Genomic DNA, 20233 nt, shown 5'->3' on the forward strand with positions numbered 1-20233 from the left:
TTGTTATTGAATAAACCTAATAATCTAATATTACAAACTGCAACATCACTAATTGCATTTTTATTATTAGGATTTTCACTATACTTATTTTTAGCCGGGCATAACTCTCCTGGTGGAGGATTTGTTGGTGGTCTTGTTACTGCTGCAGCTGTAGTATTACTTTATATGGCTTATGGAATAGATTTTGTCGATAAGATTTTGCCTGTCAATTTTCGATTACTAATTCCCATCGGTTTATTAGTTGCATTGTTAACCGGTGTAGGATCGTTTTTGTTCGATGTTCCATTCTTATCTCATACGTATGGATATTTTGAATTTCCATTCTTTGGAGAAGTTGAACTTGCGACAGCGATGTTATTTGATTTAGGTGTCTATTTAACGGTTGTTGGTGTAACGGTTACTATTATTATTAATATAGCGAATGATAGAGAAGCAGAAGTTTGATTATTTACATTGGGGGATTTGTTAAATGGCAAGAATTCTGTTAGTTGATGATGCTAAATTTATGCGAACGACATTACAAGCAATATTAACGAAAGATAACCATGAAATTGTAGGGGAAGCAGAAAATGGAAAAGAAGCTATCTCACTATTCACAAAAACTAACCCAGATTTAATCATCATGGACATTACGATGCCGATTATGAATGGAATTGATGCGATTCGAGAAATCATGAAAGTTGATCCGAATTCTTTAGTAATTGTCTGTTCTGCAATGGGCCATCAAAAAGTCGTGGTTGAGGCTATAGAACTAGGGGCAAAGGATTTTATTGTTAAGCCTTTTGATGAACATCGTGTATTTGAAACGGTGAATCGTGTTTTATCAAATATCACGAGTTAATCTATCCACGGAAAGAGTGTTACTATGTTTTGGGTAATAGCTAGTACTGTTGTGGCTTTTATTATGGCTTCTATTATGATAGTTATTCGGTTAAAGGCTTCTAAGAAACCAGCTTCTGTTAAGAGAATTATTTTGCCGCCTATTTTTATGAGCACAGGTGCATTAATGTTTCTGTTTCCAGCATTTCGATTAGCTTGGATTCAAGTGATAGAAGCATTAATAGTAGGAATTGTTTTTTCTATACTTCTAATTAAGACATCTAGGTTTGAAATTCGCAGGGAACAGATTTATCTAATTCCTTCTAAATCCTTTGCGATTATTCTAGTAGGTTTACTAATTATACGCCTTATCTTAAAGATCATTGTTGGTGGAACTATTTCAATAGGGGAAACTAGTGGAATGTTCTTTCTCCTAGCTTTTGGTATGATTGGTAGTTGGAGACTAGCAATGCTATATAAATATAAGCAACTAGAGAAAGAATTAAGGGTGCCATCTTCTTGATGGCACCCTTCTTTATAGTTAGTTCTTCTTATAACTTGCTTCCCAGTTTGCTCGATAGCCTTCTTTCGATAATTTAAACAGAGGCTCATATGGTGTAACATCAATCTTTTTCTCTTTCAGTTTCTTTCTTAGAAACTTATGATCACGCTTTGGTGTGGCTAAGATATATCCTTCAATAACTACATCTTGATTAATATAATCCATACCTTTTTCTATTGACACTTGGCCAATTCTACTTGCGATTTTTTGCCTTGCAACATCACGGAATAATTCAGGCACAGGAGATACTAGTTCTTCAAGTAACTCTCGTTCCCGCTTCTCCCACATATGTTTTGTCTTTTCAATGTAATGAAGCTCCCAGTCCATCATTGATTTTCCGTCTTCTTTAGGGAGTTGTTTAAGAAATTTACGGAACATGAAATAACCACCAATTGCCATGAATCCAATCATGAAAAATCCCCAAAACACTATAATAAATGACATAATATCCCCCTTTTTCTATTGAATTGAACTTTCTTTATTACCATTTTAGTTGAATTATAAGTAACAATACTGTAATTTTACTACTGAAGAGTTAAAATAATTCTGATAAACTTATTACTTTTAATAACTATGTATGCTAATATTATTATAATTATAGTTTTCTTTTTAAACAACTTTCATATTTGTATAAATATCAACATATAGTTTAGTATAGCATTGAAATTGTATCTATTTGTAGTAAAGGGGCGGATTCATGTGGAGAAAGAACCAATTAAAGATAGTTTAAAACAAAGTGCGACAACCACAATCAGCCCTATTGAAAATGTTCTAGCTTTAGCAAAGAAAGGTAATCTATCTCATCTACCCAACTTTATACTCGATTGGATAGAGCAGAATAGTAGCGATTTCTTTTCCATTTGGGATGATAGGGGAAACGGTCAGTATTTTTCAAAAGCTGTGGAGAAAACCCTCGGATTTAAACCCGATGAATTAATAGGCAAATCATACCGGGATATGATTTTACCTGAGGAACTTGATTACATAAAAAAGCAATTTAGTAAGGATACATTTACCAACCAAACCTTTAACGTACATATTATAAACTTTGATCAGAAATATATTTGGTGTGAGTGTAAGTTAGCAAAAATTAAGGATCCTAGTACTGGAAAGGTTCACTATGTAGGTACAACTCGAGACATAACCGATAAGAAAGAAACAGAAGAGATGATGATTCGTTCGGAAAAAATGTCTATTGCTGGTCAACTTGCTGCTGGAATTGCTCACGAGATTCGAAATCCATTAACATCAATAAAAGGCTTCCTGCAATTATTACAAGCAGGTGTAAATAGAAAAGACGTCTATTATAAAATAATGATTGATGAGATTGAAAAAATGGAAACAATTACCTCCGAGCTTTTATTCATATCTAAACCACTTACAGATAATAAGAAACAAGAATCTATTAATCAAATGATTCAAGATGTTATGGAACTACTTAAACCGCAAGCAAAATTAAAAAATGTCATCTTAGAAACTAACGGTAATGAGAACTATATTTATTGTGATAAGTCGCAAATTAAACAAGTATTAATAAATATCATTAAGAATGCAATTGAAGCAATGGAAGAGGCTGGAAAAATATCGGTCTCGATTGATGAATTGGAATCGGATGTTAGAATTGATATTTCTGATGAGGGACCAGGGATTGATGAAGAAGTTATTCACAAATTAGGTGAACCATTTTTTACTACAAAACAGCAAGGAACTGGACTAGGGTTAATGATTACTAAGCAGTTATTACAAAGACACAATGCTAGCTTGGAAATACTCCAGAATCCCATAAAAGGAAGTACATTCAGGATTATTTTTCCGAAATAGGACTAATACGTAACTACTATGGCTATAATTAAGTGGAAAAGTAATATTAAATTGTATATAAGTAAAAGTTATCACCTTGAATAACTTTTTACTATAGTAAATCGAGTATGAAACAATTGTTTTATACTCGTTTTTCATTTAAGATAAAAATGAACGATAAACATAGAATTTGGATACGCTAATAGGTATTATTGATATCACTTTTTGAAAACGTTCCAATTCTGGTATTCTGAATGTGAGAGGGGTTTGAACAAATGGGAGAAAATAAAATTTTAAATGCGAAGAAAAAGTTTGATCTAAATGGAAAAACGTATAACTATTATCATTTGAAAACATTAGAAGAATCTGGTTTTGGTAAAGTTGAGAGATTACCATTTTCAATTCGCGTTCTATTAGAGTCACTTGTTCGTCAATATGATGGTCGCGTTATTAATGATGATCATGTTAAAGCACTTGTTAAATGGGGCACAAAAGATGGTAAAGGTGTAGATGTACCTTTTAAACCATCTCGCGTAATATTACAAGACTTTACAGGTGTACCAGCTGTAGTTGACCTAGCATCTTTACGTAAAGCGATGGTTGATTTAGGTGGTAAACCGGAACAAATCAACCCAGAAGTTCCAGTTGATTTAGTTATTGACCACTCTGTGCAAGTTGACCAATATGGTACTCCTAGTGCATTACAAGCAAATATGGATTTAGAATTTAAACGTAATGGAGAGCGTTATGAGTTTCTACATTGGGCTCAAAAAGCATTCGATAACTATCGTGCAGTTCCACCAGCAACTGGTATTGTTCACCAAGTTAACTTAGAGTATCTTGCAAATGTCGTACATGAAGTTGAAAATGGAAATGGTGAATTTGAAGCATTCCCTGATACATTAGTAGGTACGGATTCACATACTACAATGATCAACGGTCTAGGTGTATTAGGTTGGGGTGTTGGTGGTATTGAAGCTGAAGCTGGTATGCTTGGTCAACCTTCATACTTCCCACAACCAGATGTAATCGGAGTTAAATTTACTGGTAGCTTCCCACAAGGAACAACTGCTACTGACTTAGCACTTAAGGTTACGCAAGTATTACGTGAACGTAACGTAGTAGGTAAGTTCGTGGAATACTTTGGCCCTGGACTTCAAGATATGCCTTTAGCAGACCGTGCAACAATCTCTAATATGGCACCTGAATATGGAGCAACTTGTGGTTTCTTCCCTGTTGATGCAGAAGCACTTAACTACCTTCGCCTAACTGGAAGAAGTGAAGATCATATTAAATTAGTTGAAACATATTGTAAAGAGAATGACCTATGGTATTCTCCTGATATGAAGGATCCAGAATACACAGAAGTGGTTGAGATTAATTTATCAGAATTGGAACCTAACCTTTCCGGACCGAAACGTCCACAAGATTTAATCCCACTTTCTGAAATGAAAAAGGAATTCAACAAAGCAATTACTGCACCACAAGGAAACCAAGGCTTTGGTTTAGATGAATCTGAGTTTGAAAAAGAAGTAACCGTTAAACTTTCTAACGGTAAAGAAACAGTGATGACAACTGGATCGATTGCAATCGCTGCAATTACTTCTTGTACGAATACGTCAAACCCATATGTTATGTTGGGTGCTGGATTACTAGCTAAGAAAGCTGTTGAAAAAGGTCTAGAAGTTCCAGCTTATGTTAAGACTTCTTTAGCACCTGGTTCAAAAGTAGTTACTCGTTATCTAGAAGATGCAGGCTTAATGCCCTATCTTGATAAATTAGGTTTCAGTCTAGTTGGTTACGGATGTACTACGTGTATCGGTAACTCAGGGCCATTACTTCCTGAAATTGAGGAAGCAATTGCTAATAATGACCTAACAGTTGCCTCTGTATTATCGGGTAACCGTAACTTTGAAGGTCGTATCCATCCATTCGTAAAAGCTAACTACTTAGCATCACCACCACTTGTAGTTGCCTATGCTCTAGCTGGTTCTGTTGATTTTGACTTATCAGAAGATGCACTTGGAACTGATGCAGATGGTGAACCAGTTTACTTGAAAGATATTTGGCCATCAATGGAAGAAATTAAGAAAGAAGTAGCAAGTGTTGTTAACCCTGAAATCTTCCGTAAAGAGTATGAAAATGTATTTAATTCTAATGAAAAATGGAATGAAATTAATACTACTGATGAACCTCTATTTGAATGGGACGAAGATTCAACTTACATTCAAAACCCACCGTTCTTTGAAGGTCTATCAAAAGATGCAGGTACAGTAAAAGCCTTAAATAACCTACGTGTTATTGGTAAGTTTGGTGATTCTGTAACAACAGACCATATATCTCCAGCAGGGGCAATTGCTAAAGATATGCCTGCAGGTCTTTACTTGCAAGAAAAAGAAGTTTCTCCAAGAAACTTTAACTCTTATGGATCTCGCCGTGGTAACCATGAAGTAATGATGCGTGGTACATTTGCAAATATCCGTATTCGTAACCAAATCGCTCCAGGTACAGAAGGTGGTTATACTACTTACTGGCCAACCGGTGAAATTATGCCTATCTATGATGCTGCAATGAAGTATCAACAAGAGGATACAGGTCTTGTAATTTTAGCTGGTAAAGATTATGGTATGGGATCTTCTCGTGACTGGGCGGCTAAAGGTACTAATCTTCTAGGGATTAAAATGGTAATTGCAGAGAGTTTCGAGCGTATTCACCGTTCAAACCTAGTTATGATGGGTGTGCTACCATTAGAGTTTGAAAAAGGTCAAAGTGCTGAAAAGTTAGGTCTAACTGGTAAAGAAACATTTAACCTAGAAATTGGAGAAGATGTTCAACCGCACGACCTACTTAATGTAACTGCTACTGATGAGGATGGCAAAACAACTAAGTTCAAGGCTGTTGTTCGCTTTGATAGTGAAGTTGAAATTGACTACTATCGTCATGGTGGTATTTTACAAATGGTATTGCGCAACAAATTAGCGTAAGAATTTATACGAGCTCCTTTAAGGGGCTCGTTTTTTTGTACAGCTAGTTTTAGGGACTATTCTAGATTGGTTACGTTTCTTTTTCTAATTGTGAACACTCTTTGAAATAAAGGGTTTATTTCTTTATTATTTTGCCTAAGGTTGTATACTATACTATATACAAAGCTAACTTTATAACGATATATAGGGAGTTCTATAAAATGATAAAAAAAATCTTAGGTATTGGAATATTAGCAGTACTCGGTATTGTTTTAGTTATTAATGTAATTAATACAAATGATAAAAATAATAAAGAAACTTCTGGTCCAAACCTAGTTGATGTCACAGGTGATACTTCTGTTGAAGGAGTCACTATTGTACCCTCGAGTGCATCAGGAATTAATAAAGGGGATCCGGCTCCAGACTTTGAGCTACCCTTATTAACTGGTGAAATGGTTAAGTTATCTGAACTAAAAGGGAAAAAGGTATTGATTAATTTTTGGGCTACTTGGTGTCCACCATGTAAAGAAGAAATGCCAGAAATGCAAGAGTTCTATGAGGAATACGGAGATGAAATAACGATCATAGCAATTAATGCAACAGGGTCAGAACGCAATGAACAAGCAGTAAAAGATTTTATAGATGAGTATGGTTATACATTTCCAGTAGCCATTGATAAGGACAATCAGATTACTGATGATTATATGGCAATTACTATTCCAACCTCTTATTTTATAGGCACAGATGGAACCATACAAGTACCACGCAAAGTAGGTCCTATGACTTATGATTTTATGGTTGATATGATGAACACGCTTCAATAACCGGGTTGAAATTTTGCAAGAATTATTATAAAACTTAGCAGAAATGGTAATACTTCTATTAAAAAGGGAGTGATTACCATTTCTTTAAAGAAACGTCTTTCATTTGAGGAATTGGTTCGAGTCAATCGGCAACAAATATTAGCTGATAGGGACATATTGGACCGAATAGAAGATAATCTTGAAAAAAGAGCACAGGAAATACTAACGAAACGAAGAGAAGCTTAATCAAAATTACCTCTCCTAACTGTATCCATATAGTTACAATTAGGAGAGGTTTTTCCTTTTTAGAAGCCTCTGTTTATTGCATAGATAAGGGAGTTTATCAAAAAATAACAATGTAGCATGGAAATAAGATATGTGGAGGAGGAATACTGATGAATCATAAAAATCACACACCAAAGCCCGATGATCGAAGTGATAACGTAGAGAAGCTACAGAACATGATCCAAGATACAATTGAAAATATAGAAGCTGCCCATGAAACGATGCAATTTGCTTCAGGAGAAGAAAAGCAGAATATTTCCGAAAAAAATAAACGCCGCGAAGAAGCAATTGAAGGCTTTCGTGCTGAAATTAAGGATGAAGTACGCGAGCAATAGTATTAAAAACCTCAAATCTATTATAGGTTTGAGGTTTTTTATATGAAACATTTCTTTTTATTTGTTACAATACTAACCTAACATACACGAGCACCATTGTATAACTACCACTTAGATAAGGTATGGTAAACTGAATAAAGAATTGAGGGGACATAATGAAAAAAGTAAAAATACCTATTGAAGTTAGGTATCAAGAGACCGATCAAATGGGAGTAGTGTACCATGCAAATTATTTAGTATGGTTTGAAATAGGAAGAACTAAATTTATTGAAAGTTTAGGTCTGAGCTATGTGGAAATGGAAAAAAATAATATCGTTTCTCCAGTTTTAGATGCGCAAATAAAATTTAAAAAACCAGTACGTTATGGTGAAAAAGTATATGTTGAAACGTGGATTAAAGAATATGATGGTCTTAGGACGGTTTATGGGTATAGGATCATGGATGATGATAGGGAAGTAAAAGTGGAAGGGTCGACGAAACATGTTATTGTAAAAAAAGAAAACTTCAGACCTTTGTCATTACGTAAGTCTTTTCCTGACTGGCATGCACGTTACACACAAGCTCTAGAGGAGGAAGAATAGTGGCTTTTGGTTTAAGAAGAGATGAACTAAAAAAGTGGAAAACAAAGGTGGAAAAAGGAGAAATAGCTTTTCTTACTCATTACTGGTTAGATGAAAGATTTCCAGGATGTACTTCTGTAACAAAAGTTGGGTGCGCTGATATAGATAAACTTATAGCCTGGGGGCAGAACTATAATTTAAATCCAGATTGGATCCATCGAGATGAAAGATACCCTCATTTTGATTTATTTGGTGAAAGGCAAAAAGAAATATTAATAAAAGAAGGTATTGAAGAACAACTAAGATATTTTATATATAAAGAAGCACTCAAAGGCAAATAACTACCTCGAGTGCTTCTTTTCCCGTTTATCTGGAACATAATCCACGCCACCAGGATGAAATGGGTGACACTTACTAATACGCCTGATGGTCAGGTATCCACCTTTGAAAGCGCCAAATTTTCTTACGGCCTCAAGACCGTACTCCGAACAAGTTGGATAGAAGCGACAAGTGGATGGAGTAAATGGGCTAATTGCACTTCGGTAAAACTTAATTAGGCCAATTAAAATGTATTTCATATTCTAACCTTCTTTAATTTATGCTTAGCTTTTATTATGACGTATTTTAGCAATTGCGTCATGCATATGGATGGACTCTTCATTCTGACACGTAATTTCAAAACCACTAACAAATGGTAGCTCATATAAATCTGCAGCAACAAGTCGTGCCATGTCTTCCACAAAACGTGGGTTTTCATATGCTACCTCGGTAACCATTTTTTCATCCGGACGTTTCAAAACTGGGTGTAATCTAGCACTTGCATTACTTTCAGCAGCTTCTAGTAGAGCTATCTTCCAGTCAAACTCTAGTTCATTGAAGTCTTCTGGTAAACAGACTTCCATTGTAACTTTTCCACGTTGATTATGAGCACTATATTCACTTATTTCTTTTGAACAAGGACATAAGGTGGTTATTAACACTGACATTCCAGCCTGGAGTTCATAACCAGTATCTTGATGGTAAACTACTCGCATCGTTAAATCAGCATGGTTTAATCCAGCTAATCCTGAACTTGGACCAGTTCGCTCGTAGAACCAAGGAAACGAAAGTTCAATGGTAGCATCTTTTTGGTCCAACCGGTTTGCTAGCTCTTTAGTAAATTCCTTAAGCATCGAAAACTCGGCATAGAAACCATTCTTACTATAAGAGGTTAATTGTTCCATAAACCGACTCATATTAGTACCTTTACTCGTCTGTTTAATACTAGAAGTAAAGGTAAAGGTTGCAACACTAGTTTGTGTATTTGGATTAGTTTTACTTGAGATCTGAACAGGGTACTTAACATTTGTAATCCCGACAGCATCCAGATCAAATAGAAAATCTCGTTGCAAGTTTTGCAAATCTGCCATTTTATCTTTCTCAGCTGGCTTAGTTTTTGGCCCTGGTTTAACAGAACCAAAGAGTTTATGTCTTTCTTCCTTTGTTGGTAGTGTTTTTTCGCGGTAATTATTCATGTGACTGATATCCCTTTCTATTCTGCAAGACTTGTCTCTATTCAAAGTATAAGCCAACTATTATTTTTTTTTCAATTATACCGCATCTACATCCACTTGATTTTTGGTTCCGTCTTATTAAGTATTCGTTTAATATTTGCTATATGTCTATATATAACGAATAGGGTGAGTACACCTATAACTATCATTATTCCAACATCTCCAAAGAAGATTGAAACGACAAAAGAAACTACTCCAGTTATCATAGAAGAAAGTGATACAAATTTTGAAATTTTTAATGTTACAAGAAACGTTAGTACCATCACACCAAACAGTAGCGGGTTCACACCAAGAATAATGCCTCCCGAGGTTGCTACGGCCTTTCCACCTTTAAATCGGGCAAATAATGGATAAGTATGACCAATCACGGCGAATATACCAATAGCCAGCCTATAAACATCAGCATCGAAGATTAATGGAATAAGAGTTGCAAGTGTACCTTTTAATATATCTGCTAAAGTTACAATAATACCTGCTTTTACCCCGAGTACCCGAAAGGTATTCGTACCACCAAGGTTTCCGCTTCCATGTTCACGTATGTCTATGTTATAACCAACTTTGCCAACAATTAGCGCTGATGGGATTGAACCTAACAAATAAGCTATAATAGCAAATAAAACATATTCCATCTAAATTCCTACTTTCATTGATTATTTATACTAAAATATGTATGTAATCTATATTTTATCACGAACTATTAATAGAAGGTACTAATATTTAATTAGAATGACTAAAACTAATATCTAATGATATTCTTAATACTTACGTGCTAAACTAATAATAAGTATAATCGAAAGAAAAGGAGTTACCAAGTATGCAGAATCCATCAAATGAAGAAATTAGTAAAATCTTAGTACAAGCAAAAACGATTGCTGTGGTAGGACTATCTGATAACCCCGAAAGAACATCCTATCAAATTTCAAAAATAATGCAAGAGCTTGGTTATCGAATTATTCCAATTAACCCTACAGTAGATGAGGTGCTAGGAGAAAAATCATACTCTTCTTTACTTGAAGTGAACGAACAAATTGATATTATTAATGTCTTTAGAAGACCTGAATATTTACCAAGTCTTGCCAAAGAAGCAGCACAGACCAACTGTAAGGTATTTTGGGCTCAACAAGGAATAGTTAACCAAGAAGCATACGAATACCTAATCGCTAAGGACTTTACCGTCATCATGGACTTATGTATTAAAGTTGCTCATGCAGTACTTATTAAAAAGTAACGATAAACGGATGGCTCATGTCATCCGTTTTAGTTATAGATGGTAAGTAAAAGCATGTAATAAGGAACAACTATACATTTTAAAATAGGTTGTAGTATACTTATAAAGATATTGTTCTGGTAATAAAAATGGGACCTTTACAAAAACAAACACCTGTTCTAGTATATAAACTATAATAATTAGCAACGATTGGTGAAGGGGGCAATAGGAATTGGACAAGACACCATTACATTATTCTGATGATTCCATACAAGTACTCGAGGGTCTTGAAGCCGTTCGAAAAAGACCTGGGATGTATATTGGCAGTACTGATCATCGCGGATTACATCATTTAGTATTTGAAATTGTTGATAACGCAGTTGATGAGGCATTAGCTGGCTATGGAAACGTAATTAAAGTAAAGATACATAGTGATAATAGTATCTCAGTTGAAGATAGTGGAAGAGGAATCCCTACTGGTAAACACAGTACAGGTAAATCCACAATGGAAGTTATTTTCACCGTCCTTCATGCCGGAGGGAAGTTTGGGCAAGGTGGCTATAAAACAAGTGGTGGACTACACGGTGTAGGTGCTTCCGTAGTAAATGCATTATCTGAATGGTTAGAAGTTACATCACACCGTGATGGAGAAGTATATATTCAACGATTTGAAAATGGAGGAATCCCTGTCGGAACCATCAAAAAAGTTGGGACGACTAGAAAAACAGGAACCAAAATCCACTTCAAACCAGATTCATCCATCTTCTCAACAACTGTTTTTAGTTATGAAACGATTTCCGAGCGATTACGTGAAGCAGCATTTTTATTAAAAGGGCTACGTATTGAGTTATCGGACGAACGTACTGAGGAAACGGAAGCTTATGAATTTCCTGATGGGCTGAAATCTTTTGTTCATTATCTAAATGAGGATAAAGATACGCTACATGAGGTAGTGTTCTTTGAAGGAGAACATCAAGGTATTGAAGTTGAATTCGCCTTTCAATTTAATGACGGGTTCTCAGAAAATATGTTATCGTTTGTTAACCATGTCCGCACTAAAGATGGCGGAACCCATGAATCTGGCGCAAAAGCAGCTATCACTAGAAGTTTTAATGATTATGCCAGAAGAACGAACGCACTGAAGGAAAAAGATAAGAATTTAGAAGGTACAGATATAAGAGAAGGTTTAACAGCTATTGTTTCAGTTCGAATACCTGAGGAGAAACTACAATTCGAAGGTCAAACGAAAGGTAAATTAGGAACTTCAGAGGCTCGGTCTGGAGTTGATTCCGTAGTATCAGAAAAGCTAAACTTTTTCCTAGAAGAAAACCCAGATGCATCTGGGTTACTAATAAAAAAAGCAATTAAAGCAAAAGAAGCGCGAGAAGCAGCTAGAAAAGCGCGAGATGATGCAAGAACGGGTAAAAAGAAACGACGCAAAGATACGATACTTAGTGGTAAATTAACACCAGCACAATCCAAAAATCCAGATAAAAACGAATTATACTTAGTAGAGGGAGATTCAGCAGGTGGATCTGCGAAGCAAGGTAGAGACCGCAAATTCCAAGCTGTATTACCTTTAAGAGGTAAAGTAATAAATACGGAAAAAGCAAAGCTTCAGGATGTATTTAAGAATGAAGAAATCTCTACTATCATTCATACAATAGGTGCTGGAATTGGTGCAGAATTCTCATTAGAAGATTCCAACTACGACAAGATAATAATTATGACTGATGCCGATACGGATGGTGCCCATATCCAAGTATTGTTATTAACATTCTTTTATCGCTATATGAGACCGTTAATTGAAGCTGGTAAAATCTATATTGCGCTACCACCTTTATATAAAGTATCTAAAGGCATAGGTAAAAAGGAACAAGTTATCTATGCGTGGGATGATGATGAAATGCGTACAGCTGTTAATAAATTCAAGAATGGATATATTATTCAGCGCTATAAAGGACTTGGTGAAATGAATGCGGATCAATTATGGGATACCACAATGAATCCAGAATCAAGAACGCTCATCCGAGTAACCATTGACGATATTGCCCGCGCAGAACGAAGAGTCACTACTTTAATGGGAGATAAAGTTGAACCAAGGAGAAAATGGATTGAATCCAATGTAGCATTTGGACTTAATGACGAAACAAATATACTAGAAAACGAGAAAATACAATCTTAGAAATAGAATGTAGAAAAGGAAAGTGAAGGGGGAAATGACTTGACACAGTCAGAAAAATTTCTCGATCTTCCATTAGAAGAAGTAATCGGTGATCGATTTGGTAGATATAGTAAATACATCATTCAAGATCGTGCAATTCCTGATGCACGAGATGGTTTGAAGCCTGTACAACGAAGAATTCTCTATGCAATGTTTCGAGAAAAAAATGTACATGATAAACATTTTCGTAAATCGGCAAAGACAGTGGGTACCGTAATTGGTAACTACCATCCACATGGGGATTCTTCGGTCTATGAAGCTATGGTGCGTTTAAGTCAAGACTGGAAGATGCGTAATGTGCTAATAGAAATGCACGGAAATAACGGTAGTATGGATGGGGATCCACCAGCTGCAATGCGTTATACAGAAGCAAGACTATCTAAAATATCTTCTGAGTTACTTCGTGATATCAACAAAGAAACAGTAGATTTAATGCCAAACTTTGATGATACAGATCACGAGCCCGTTGTATTACCAGCTAAATTCCCGAACTTACTAGTAAATGGATCAACTGGTATTTCAGCAGGTTATGCTACTGATATACCTCCGCATAATCTAGGGGAAGTAATAGATGGAGTAATTAAACGAATAGACAAACCAGAAACCACAACAGAAGAATTAATGAAAGTCATTAAAGGTCCAGATTTTCCAACTGGTGGAATTATTCAAGGTGTCGATGAAATTAAGAAGGCATATGAAACAGGAAAAGGAAAGATCGTTGTTCGTGGGAGAGCAATAGTTGAGCCAATACGTGGAAACCGTGAACAGATAGTCATTGATGAGATTCCTTTTGAAGTAAATAAAGCATTATTAGTTAAAAAGATAGACGAACTTCGTTTTGATCGTAAAGTAGAAGGAATTGCAGAAGTAAGAGATGAGACTGATCGTACAGGACTTCGTATTGTTATCGAATTGAAAAAAGATGTAAACAGTGAAGGTGTACTTAACTTCCTTTATAAAAATACTGATTTACAAGTTACTTACCATTTCAATATGGTTGCAATTCAAGACAGGACTCCTAAATTATTATCTTTAGCTAATATGCTTGATGCGTATATTGGCCATCAAAAAGAAGTTGTAACACGATCTACTAAATTTGATTTGAAACAGGCTAAAGATCGCTCACATATTGTGGAAGGTCTTATAAAAGCAATTTCTATACTAGACGAACTAGTAGCTACAATCCGAGCTTCTAAGGATAAAGCGGATGCTAAAAACAGGATCATTGAGAAATATGGTTTTACCGAGAGACAAGCTGAAGCTATTGTTATGTTACAGCTGTATCGACTAACGAATACGGACGTTACACAATTACAAGAAGAAGCAGAAGAATTACGTAAGAAAATAGCTGAATATGAATCGATACTAGCAAGTGAAGAAAAATTACTACAGACAATTAAAAACGACCTGAAAGAAATGAAAAAACAGTTTTCAGAACGTCGCAGATCTGTAATTGAAGATAAAATTGAGGAATTGAAAATTGATATTGAGGTTACGGTAGCTAGTGAAGATGTCTTAATTTCCGTTACTAAAGACGGCTATGTAAAACGCACAAGCATCCGTTCCTATGCAGCTTCCAATGGGGAAGATTTTGCCATCAAAGAAGAGGACCATTTGGTTAGTTTGATTGAGGCAAATACGACTGACAAAATTCTACTCTTCACGAATAAAGGTAAATATCTCTATATCCCTATTCACGAATTACCAGATATTCGATGGAAGGATATTGGACAGCATGTATCCAATATTGTCCCAATTGATAAGGATGAGTATATTATCCATACGATTCCTGTTAGGGAATTCAAAGAAAATGAATACTTACTATTCTTTACTAAAAATGGTATGGTGAAGCGCAGTGAATTAAAAACTTACGAAGCACAACGCTATTCCAAAGCATTAGTAGCATTAAATCTAAAAAAAGATGATGAAGTTGTTAGTGTTTGCCAGACTAAAGGATATTCGGATCTCTTTATTGCCTCTAACAAAGGGTATGGACTTTGGTATCATGAATCTGAAGTACCAGTAGTTGGCCAACGTGCTAGTGGTGTTAAAGCAATTCAATTGAAAGATGGCGAATTTGTTGTCGGTGGACAAGTCTTTGATGACTTATCAGAACCGTCACTTTTCTTAATAACACAACGAGGCGCATGTAAACGAATGAAATTACGAGAATTTGAGAAGTCTAGCAGGGCTAAGCGTGGTCTAATCATGCTAAGAGAGCTTAAATCTAAACCGCATCGTATCGTAGGATTCTTTGCGACATATGAAAATGATACGATAGCTTATACTACTTCCAAAGGGGAAACACACCAAGTGTTTCCATTAGAATTACCGAATAGTGACAGATACAGCAATGGCTCATTTGTTATAGATTCTGATAATCAAGGTGAAGTAATTGAAGTATGGAAAGAAGTAAGTTACGAAAAACCATTTGATCCAACGGTGGAATAAGATAAGCTGTAGTTGGGACATAACTCCATCAAAGGCATTAAAAGACGAATAAACACTTCATTAGCCCCGGAAATATACGGAGACTCCAGTGGGAGGATAGGCTTCGGTGAGACCCCGAGAATGCACCTGCGTCTGCAAGTAACACTACGCAGTAGGCTTCCTCGGTGCAAGGCAGCAATTGAAGTAAATTCAAGTAGTTGCCTGGCTCACCAGCCGCCCACGGAAAGCGCAGTATATTTCCGGGGCGTGTTATATGCACTAATAACAATGTTAGATTTTACATTTGATAGAAATACTTTTGTCTCAACCCCTTTATTTAGAAGTAGAAGTGAACCTTTGTATACCCAATCTTTAGACTAAGACAAGGAGAAGACATGTATATAACTACTGCAGGAAGAGTAAATAGTCATCTAGTAGCAAAAGCAAAGCAATTGTCAACAGAATACAATTATCCATATTTAGAAAGAAAGGGAAATTCTATAAAAAAACTAAAAGAAAAGTATCAGGATAACATAATTGTTGTTGGTAAAGAACGACTTGTTGTTTCACCTTTCAATAGTGAGATGGTTATGTTTTTTCATCCGAATCTAGCTTTTATCCGAGCCAAACGTTTATTAAAAGGAGAACTAGATCCACTTGTCTCTGCCGCTAAGCTATCCAAAGGCATGTCATTTCTAGATTGTACACTAGGTTTAGCCTCCGATAGTGTTGTAGCAAGCCTTGTTGTTGGCCCAAATGGGAAGGTAACAGGGATTGAAGGGAAAGAACTAGTTTATTTATTAGTCAAAGAGGGTCTATCAACACTCACCACAAAGAATATCGAATTTGATCTTGCTATGAGGAATGTACAGGTTTTACATGAGGAACATTTGAACTTTTTACAAAATACAGAAGACAAATCATATGATGTAGTATATTTTGATCCAATGTTCCAAGAAGGAATAGAGGAATCTTGTGGGATCAATATTATTAGAGAACAAGCTATCTCATCCGAACTAACGCAGGAAATTTTAACCGAAGCAAAACGAGTGGCGAGAGAAAGAATTGTATTGAAAGACCATTGGAAAAGTAAAAGATTTCAAGATTTAGGCTTTACTCAACTAAAGAGAAAATCCTCCTTGTTTCACTATGGAACGTTAGAGTTGTATGATTAAATTTAACTTTATAAATTATGAAAATTATGATAAGCTAAAATAGTTATTAGGAGAGGAGGGCTTCTAACGAGTTTAAGAGATAAAATTATTCATTCCGCCTTACACTTATTCGAAGAAAAAGGCTTTCATGGTGTAACTGTCCATGAAATAGTAGAAAGTACTGGAACCTCTAAAGGAGGCTTCTACCATCACTTTACATCAAAGGATGAACTTTTATTTGTAATTCATGATACCTTTATTACGTATGTATTAGAGAAAGCTTACATAGCAAAAAACACCTATGACTCTCCAACACAGAAACTACAACAAATCATTAAAAGTTTTGTGCAAGTTTTTGATTTGTATAAGCCACATATTTCCGTATTTTACCAAGAACATGTTTATTTAAAAGCGAACTACGAGGAATTAATTAAAAAGAAGCGGGATCAATTTAAGGATATTATTATCGATACCATAAGAGAGGGAAAGGCTACTGGAGAATTTCGTGAAGACTTGTCTGAGGAAATCACAGGTATGGCCATACTTGGAATGGTAAACTGGACTTATAAATGGTACAAAAAGTCAGGTGAAAAGTCGATTGATGAAATTGGTGATATTTACGTTGATTTAATTATGCGTTCTATTGTAAGTCCAAAAATGTAAGCGCTATATTTATAGAGTTGAATTAATAGCTTATTACAAAGCTATATTTTTAAGGAATAGACAGACCAACCAGTCGGTCTCGTCATCATAGGAGGGAAATAAATGGATTTTAACTTAACAAAAGAACAAACAATGATTCGTAAAATGGTACGTGATTTCGCAGAGGAAGTAATTAAACCTAGAACAATAGAGATTGATACAGAAGCAAAATTCCCATTAGATATATTTGAACAAATGGGGGAATTAGGTTTACTTGGAATTCCATTTCCTGAAGAATATGGAGGGTCTGGTGGTGACACACTATCTTACGCGATTGCTGTAGAAGAGATTGGCCGCGTATGTGGAAGCACCGGGTTAAGCTATGCAGCAGCAGTATCATTAGGTGCTAGTCCTATCTATTATTTTGGAACAGAAGAACAAAAACAAAAATACTTAACTCCATTAGCAGAAGGGAAAGCACTAGGTTCATTCGGTTTAACCGAGCCTAATGCTGGTTCTGATGCTGGAGGTACGAAGACAACAGCTGTTGAAGATGGCGATGATTTTATCATCAATGGGGAAAAATGTTTTATTACAAATGCTAGCTTTGCTAAAACATTAATTGTTACAGCTGTTACTGGAAAGAACGAGAAAGGTAGAAATATTATTTCTGCAATCATCGTTCCAACTGATACAGAAGGGGTTACAATTACTAGTAATTACGATAAGATGGGCGTCCGTGGTTCGGATACGGCAGAAATAGTACTAGATAATGTTCGTGTACCTAAATCGAATCTACTAGGTGATCCACAAAAGGGATTTAGTCAATTCTTATATACATTGGATGGAGGAAGAATCTCTATCGCTGCTTTAGGATTAGGAATCGCGCAAGCCTCACTAGATAAGGCTTTACAATATGCAAAGGAACGTAAACAATTTGGTAAGTCTATATCTAACTTCCAAGCAATTCAGTTCAAGCTTGCAGATATAGCAATGGAAGTGGAATTATCTAGAAACATGGTATATAAAGCAGCATGGCTAAAGGATAATAATCAACCTTTTACGAAGGAATCTGCTTATGCAAAACTTTTTGCAACAGAAACTGCCTTCCGTGCAGCCAATCAAGCAATCCAAATCCATGGTGGCTACGGATACATGCGTGAATATGAAGTAGAACGCTATTTACGTGATGCAAAACTATTAGAAATTGGGGAAGGTACATCTGAGGTTCAACGATTAGTAATTGCTAGACAACTAGGTTGCTAGGTTTACTGTATATTAGTTTTTTATTGGTAAGGAGTGAAGAAATGATATCAAGAGTACTAATAGCTAACCGAGGCGAAATTGCTGCTAGAGTAATTCGAACTTGTAAAAAGATGGAGATAAAAACTGTAGCTGTTTATTCAGAAGCTGATGCAAGTGCGCCATTTGTTAGTATGGCTGATGAAAGCTATTTACTAGGTCCAGCGCGTGTCAATGAGAGCTACTTAAATGTAGACAAAATCCTTTCTATCGCAAAAGAAGCAGGAGTTGATGCGATCCATCCTGGATACGGCTTTTTAAGTGAAAGTGGTAGGTTCGCAGAAAGGTGCGAAGCGGAAGGCATTACTTTTATTGGCCCAACAAGTAAAGTGATGGATATGATGGGAAGTAAAATTGAGGCAAGAAAAGCTATGAAAGTTGCTAATGTACCGATTGTTCCAGGAACAGAAGAGGCGGTGCCTTCGGCTGAGGAGGCTGTGGCGTTAGCGAGACAGATTGGATATCCTATTATGCTAAAAGCTTCTGCTGGTGGCGGTGGGATAGGAATGCAAGTTGTGAATAGTGACGATGAGTTACTAAAAGCTTTCCAGAACAATGCTAAGCGAGCAGAGACTTTCTTTGGTGATGGTGCCATGTTTATGGAGAAAAAAATTGATGATGCAAGACATATTGAGATTCAATTATTGGCAGATAGTCATGGTAATGCAGTACATTTATACGAACGAGAATGTTCCATCCAAAGAAGAAATCAAAAGGTCATTGAGGAAGCTCCTTCACCATTTATTTCTGAAACTACTAGAACAAAAATGGGTAACGCAGCAGTCGATGCAGCACTTGCACTAGGATATACGAATGCCGGTACCATTGAATTTCTAGTCGATAAAGATGAGAACTTTTATTTCCTTGAAATGAATACTAGAATCCAAGTAGAACATCCAATTACAGAAGAGATTACAGGTATTGACATTGTCGAAGAGCAAATTAATATCGCTAACGGAAAAGAATTATCTTTTAAACAAGAAGACCTAACCATTAGTGGTCATGCGATTGAAGCTCGAATTTATGCCGAGGATCCGAAAACATTTTTCCCTTCACCAGGACATATCACCACATTTGAAGTTCCTAGCGGGGAAAATATTAGATTGGAGTCTGCCGTTACGAGTAATTATCAGGTAACTCCATTCTATGATCCGATGATTAGTAAATTAATTGTTAAAGGTAGTTCAAGAAAAGCAGCAATTGAGTTATTAATAGAAACGTTAACAAATACAAAGGTAGAAGGAATTAAAACGAATGTTCCTCTACTACTAGATATTGCAAAGCACCCAGCATTTAACTCTGGAAATACAACAACAAAATTTATTGAAGAACATTTTAACTCAATTAAAAAATAACCCTGAGGAGGAGAAATAGATGGAAGAAGTAAAAGCAATGATGGCTGGTAACGTTTGGAAGATTGTCGTAGCAGTAGGTGACACGGTTGAGGAAGATCAAGATATCGTAATCCTAGAATCAATGAAAATGGAAATTCCGATTGCTGCTGAGGAATCCGGTATTATAAAAGAAATTAAAGTTGCTGAAGGGGACTTTGTTAACGAAGGCGATGTAATTGCAATTATTGAGTCCTAATATG

22 protein-coding genes are annotated in these 20233 nt (G+C 35.8%); 18 read left to right on the top strand and 4 right to left on the bottom strand.

Translation table 11 applies throughout. The features are described from left to right. Positions 1–6: 6 nt before the first annotated feature. From TE34_RS12820 to TE34_RS12830, 3 genes are read left to right on the top strand one after another with little or no spacing between them, the layout of a single operon-like run. Positions 7–444, top strand: a complete 438-nt coding sequence (locus TE34_RS12820) for a Na(+)/H(+) antiporter subunit B (protein ID WP_047985215.1) — start codon at positions 7–9, stop codon at positions 442–444. A 25-nt stretch (positions 445–469) separates the two neighbouring features. Continuing rightward, positions 470–841, top strand: a complete 372-nt coding sequence (locus TE34_RS12825; RefSeq protein WP_047985216.1) for a response regulator — start codon at positions 470–472, stop codon at positions 839–841. A 24-nt stretch (positions 842–865) separates the two neighbouring features. Beyond that, entirely contained in the window at positions 866–1342 is a 477-nt protein-coding gene (locus tag TE34_RS12830; RefSeq protein ID WP_047985217.1) for a CcdC family protein, read from the top strand. Positions 1343–1360: 18 nt separating this feature from the next. Here the strand turns inward: TE34_RS12830 and TE34_RS12835 are convergent, their stop codons facing one another. After that, positions 1361–1825: a DUF2621 family protein gene (locus tag TE34_RS12835; protein WP_047985218.1), complete on the bottom strand. Its 465-nt coding sequence runs from the start codon at positions 1823–1825 to the stop codon at positions 1361–1363. A gap of 255 nt (positions 1826–2080) precedes the next feature. On the opposite strand from TE34_RS12835, the gene TE34_RS12840 reads away from it, so the two are divergent. The 7 genes from TE34_RS12840 (at position 2081) to TE34_RS12865 (ending at position 8468) form a co-directional block, all read left to right on the top strand. Continuing rightward, positions 2081–3202: an ATP-binding protein gene (locus TE34_RS12840; protein WP_084710710.1), complete on the top strand. Its 1122-nt coding sequence runs from the start codon at positions 2081–2083 to the stop codon at positions 3200–3202. Between the two features lie 254 nt (positions 3203–3456). Then, positions 3457–6165: an aconitate hydratase AcnA gene (acnA, locus tag TE34_RS12845; protein ID WP_047985219.1), complete on the top strand. Its 2709-nt coding sequence runs from the start codon at positions 3457–3459 to the stop codon at positions 6163–6165. A gap of 200 nt (positions 6166–6365) precedes the next feature. Continuing rightward, on the top strand, positions 6366–6968 hold the full coding sequence (locus TE34_RS12850) for a TlpA family protein disulfide reductase (protein ID WP_047985220.1): 603 nt from the start codon (positions 6366–6368) through the stop codon (positions 6966–6968). A gap of 78 nt (positions 6969–7046) precedes the next feature. Further along, the gene (locus TE34_RS20770) at positions 7047–7193 is read left to right on the top strand and encodes an FbpB family small basic protein (RefSeq protein WP_157037634.1); all 147 of its coding nucleotides are present in this window, start codon (positions 7047–7049) and stop codon (positions 7191–7193) included. A 149-nt stretch (positions 7194–7342) separates the two neighbouring features. Continuing rightward, positions 7343–7567 (top strand): small acid-soluble spore protein Tlp, encoded by a 225-nt coding sequence (tlp, locus tag TE34_RS12855; protein WP_047985221.1) that lies wholly within the window; start codon positions 7343–7345, stop codon positions 7565–7567. 155 nt (positions 7568–7722) lie between these two features. Next, positions 7723–8148 carry an acyl-CoA thioesterase gene (locus TE34_RS12860; protein ID WP_047985222.1) on the top strand — a complete coding sequence of 142 codons (426 nt, stop codon included), beginning with the start codon at positions 7723–7725 and terminating at the stop codon, positions 8146–8148. Further along, the gene (locus tag TE34_RS12865; RefSeq protein WP_047985223.1) at positions 8148–8468 is read left to right on the top strand and encodes a hypothetical protein; all 321 of its coding nucleotides are present in this window, start codon (positions 8148–8150) and stop codon (positions 8466–8468) included. Before TE34_RS12860 ends, TE34_RS12865 begins: the two co-directional genes overlap by 1 nt. Here TE34_RS12865 and yidD read toward each other — a convergent pair whose 3' ends face one another. From yidD to plsY, 3 genes are all read right to left on the bottom strand, one after another. Then, positions 8469–8705, bottom strand: coding sequence for a membrane protein insertion efficiency factor YidD (gene yidD / locus TE34_RS12870; RefSeq protein ID WP_047985224.1), 237 nt, complete (start codon positions 8703–8705; stop codon positions 8469–8471). It abuts the gene before it with no gap. A 24-nt stretch (positions 8706–8729) separates the two neighbouring features. Further along, positions 8730–9641: a GTP cyclohydrolase FolE2 gene (gene folE2, locus TE34_RS12875; RefSeq protein WP_047985225.1), complete on the bottom strand. Its 912-nt coding sequence runs from the start codon at positions 9639–9641 to the stop codon at positions 8730–8732. Between the two features lie 86 nt (positions 9642–9727). Then, on the bottom strand, positions 9728–10309 hold the full coding sequence (gene plsY, locus TE34_RS12880; protein WP_047985226.1) for a glycerol-3-phosphate 1-O-acyltransferase PlsY: 582 nt from the start codon (positions 10307–10309) through the stop codon (positions 9728–9730). 185 nt (positions 10310–10494) lie between these two features. On the opposite strand from plsY, the gene TE34_RS12885 reads away from it, so the two are divergent. The 8 genes from TE34_RS12885 (at position 10495) to TE34_RS12920 (ending at position 20229) form a co-directional block, all read left to right on the top strand. After that, entirely contained in the window at positions 10495–10908 is a 414-nt protein-coding gene (locus TE34_RS12885; protein WP_047985227.1) for a CoA-binding protein, read from the top strand. A 211-nt stretch (positions 10909–11119) separates the two neighbouring features. After that, positions 11120–13072, top strand: a complete 1953-nt coding sequence (parE, locus tag TE34_RS12890; protein WP_047985228.1) for a DNA topoisomerase IV subunit B — start codon at positions 11120–11122, stop codon at positions 13070–13072. Between the two features lie 39 nt (positions 13073–13111). Beyond that, positions 13112–15562 carry a DNA topoisomerase IV subunit A gene (gene parC / locus TE34_RS12895; RefSeq protein ID WP_047985229.1) on the top strand — a complete coding sequence of 817 codons (2451 nt, stop codon included), beginning with the start codon at positions 13112–13114 and terminating at the stop codon, positions 15560–15562. A gap of 374 nt (positions 15563–15936) precedes the next feature. Next, the gene (locus TE34_RS12900) at positions 15937–16716 is read left to right on the top strand and encodes a class I SAM-dependent methyltransferase (RefSeq protein ID WP_047985230.1); all 780 of its coding nucleotides are present in this window, start codon (positions 15937–15939) and stop codon (positions 16714–16716) included. An 87-nt stretch (positions 16717–16803) separates the two neighbouring features. Continuing rightward, the gene (locus tag TE34_RS21625) at positions 16804–17358 is read left to right on the top strand and encodes a TetR/AcrR family transcriptional regulator (RefSeq protein WP_269083185.1); all 555 of its coding nucleotides are present in this window, start codon (positions 16804–16806) and stop codon (positions 17356–17358) included. Between the two features lie 102 nt (positions 17359–17460). Beyond that, entirely contained in the window at positions 17461–18603 is a 1143-nt protein-coding gene (locus TE34_RS12910; protein ID WP_047985232.1) for an acyl-CoA dehydrogenase, read from the top strand. Between the two features lie 41 nt (positions 18604–18644). Then, the gene (locus TE34_RS12915) at positions 18645–19994 is read left to right on the top strand and encodes an acetyl-CoA carboxylase biotin carboxylase subunit (RefSeq protein WP_047985233.1); all 1350 of its coding nucleotides are present in this window, start codon (positions 18645–18647) and stop codon (positions 19992–19994) included. A 19-nt stretch (positions 19995–20013) separates the two neighbouring features. After that, positions 20014–20229 carry an acetyl-CoA carboxylase biotin carboxyl carrier protein subunit gene (locus TE34_RS12920; RefSeq protein WP_047985234.1) on the top strand — a complete coding sequence of 72 codons (216 nt, stop codon included), beginning with the start codon at positions 20014–20016 and terminating at the stop codon, positions 20227–20229. Positions 20230–20233: the final 4 nt, after the last annotated feature.

It is taken from the genome of Ornithinibacillus californiensis, from assembly GCF_001038485.1.
Lineage (GTDB): Bacteria > Bacillota > Bacilli > Bacillales > Amphibacillaceae > Ornithinibacillus > Ornithinibacillus californiensis.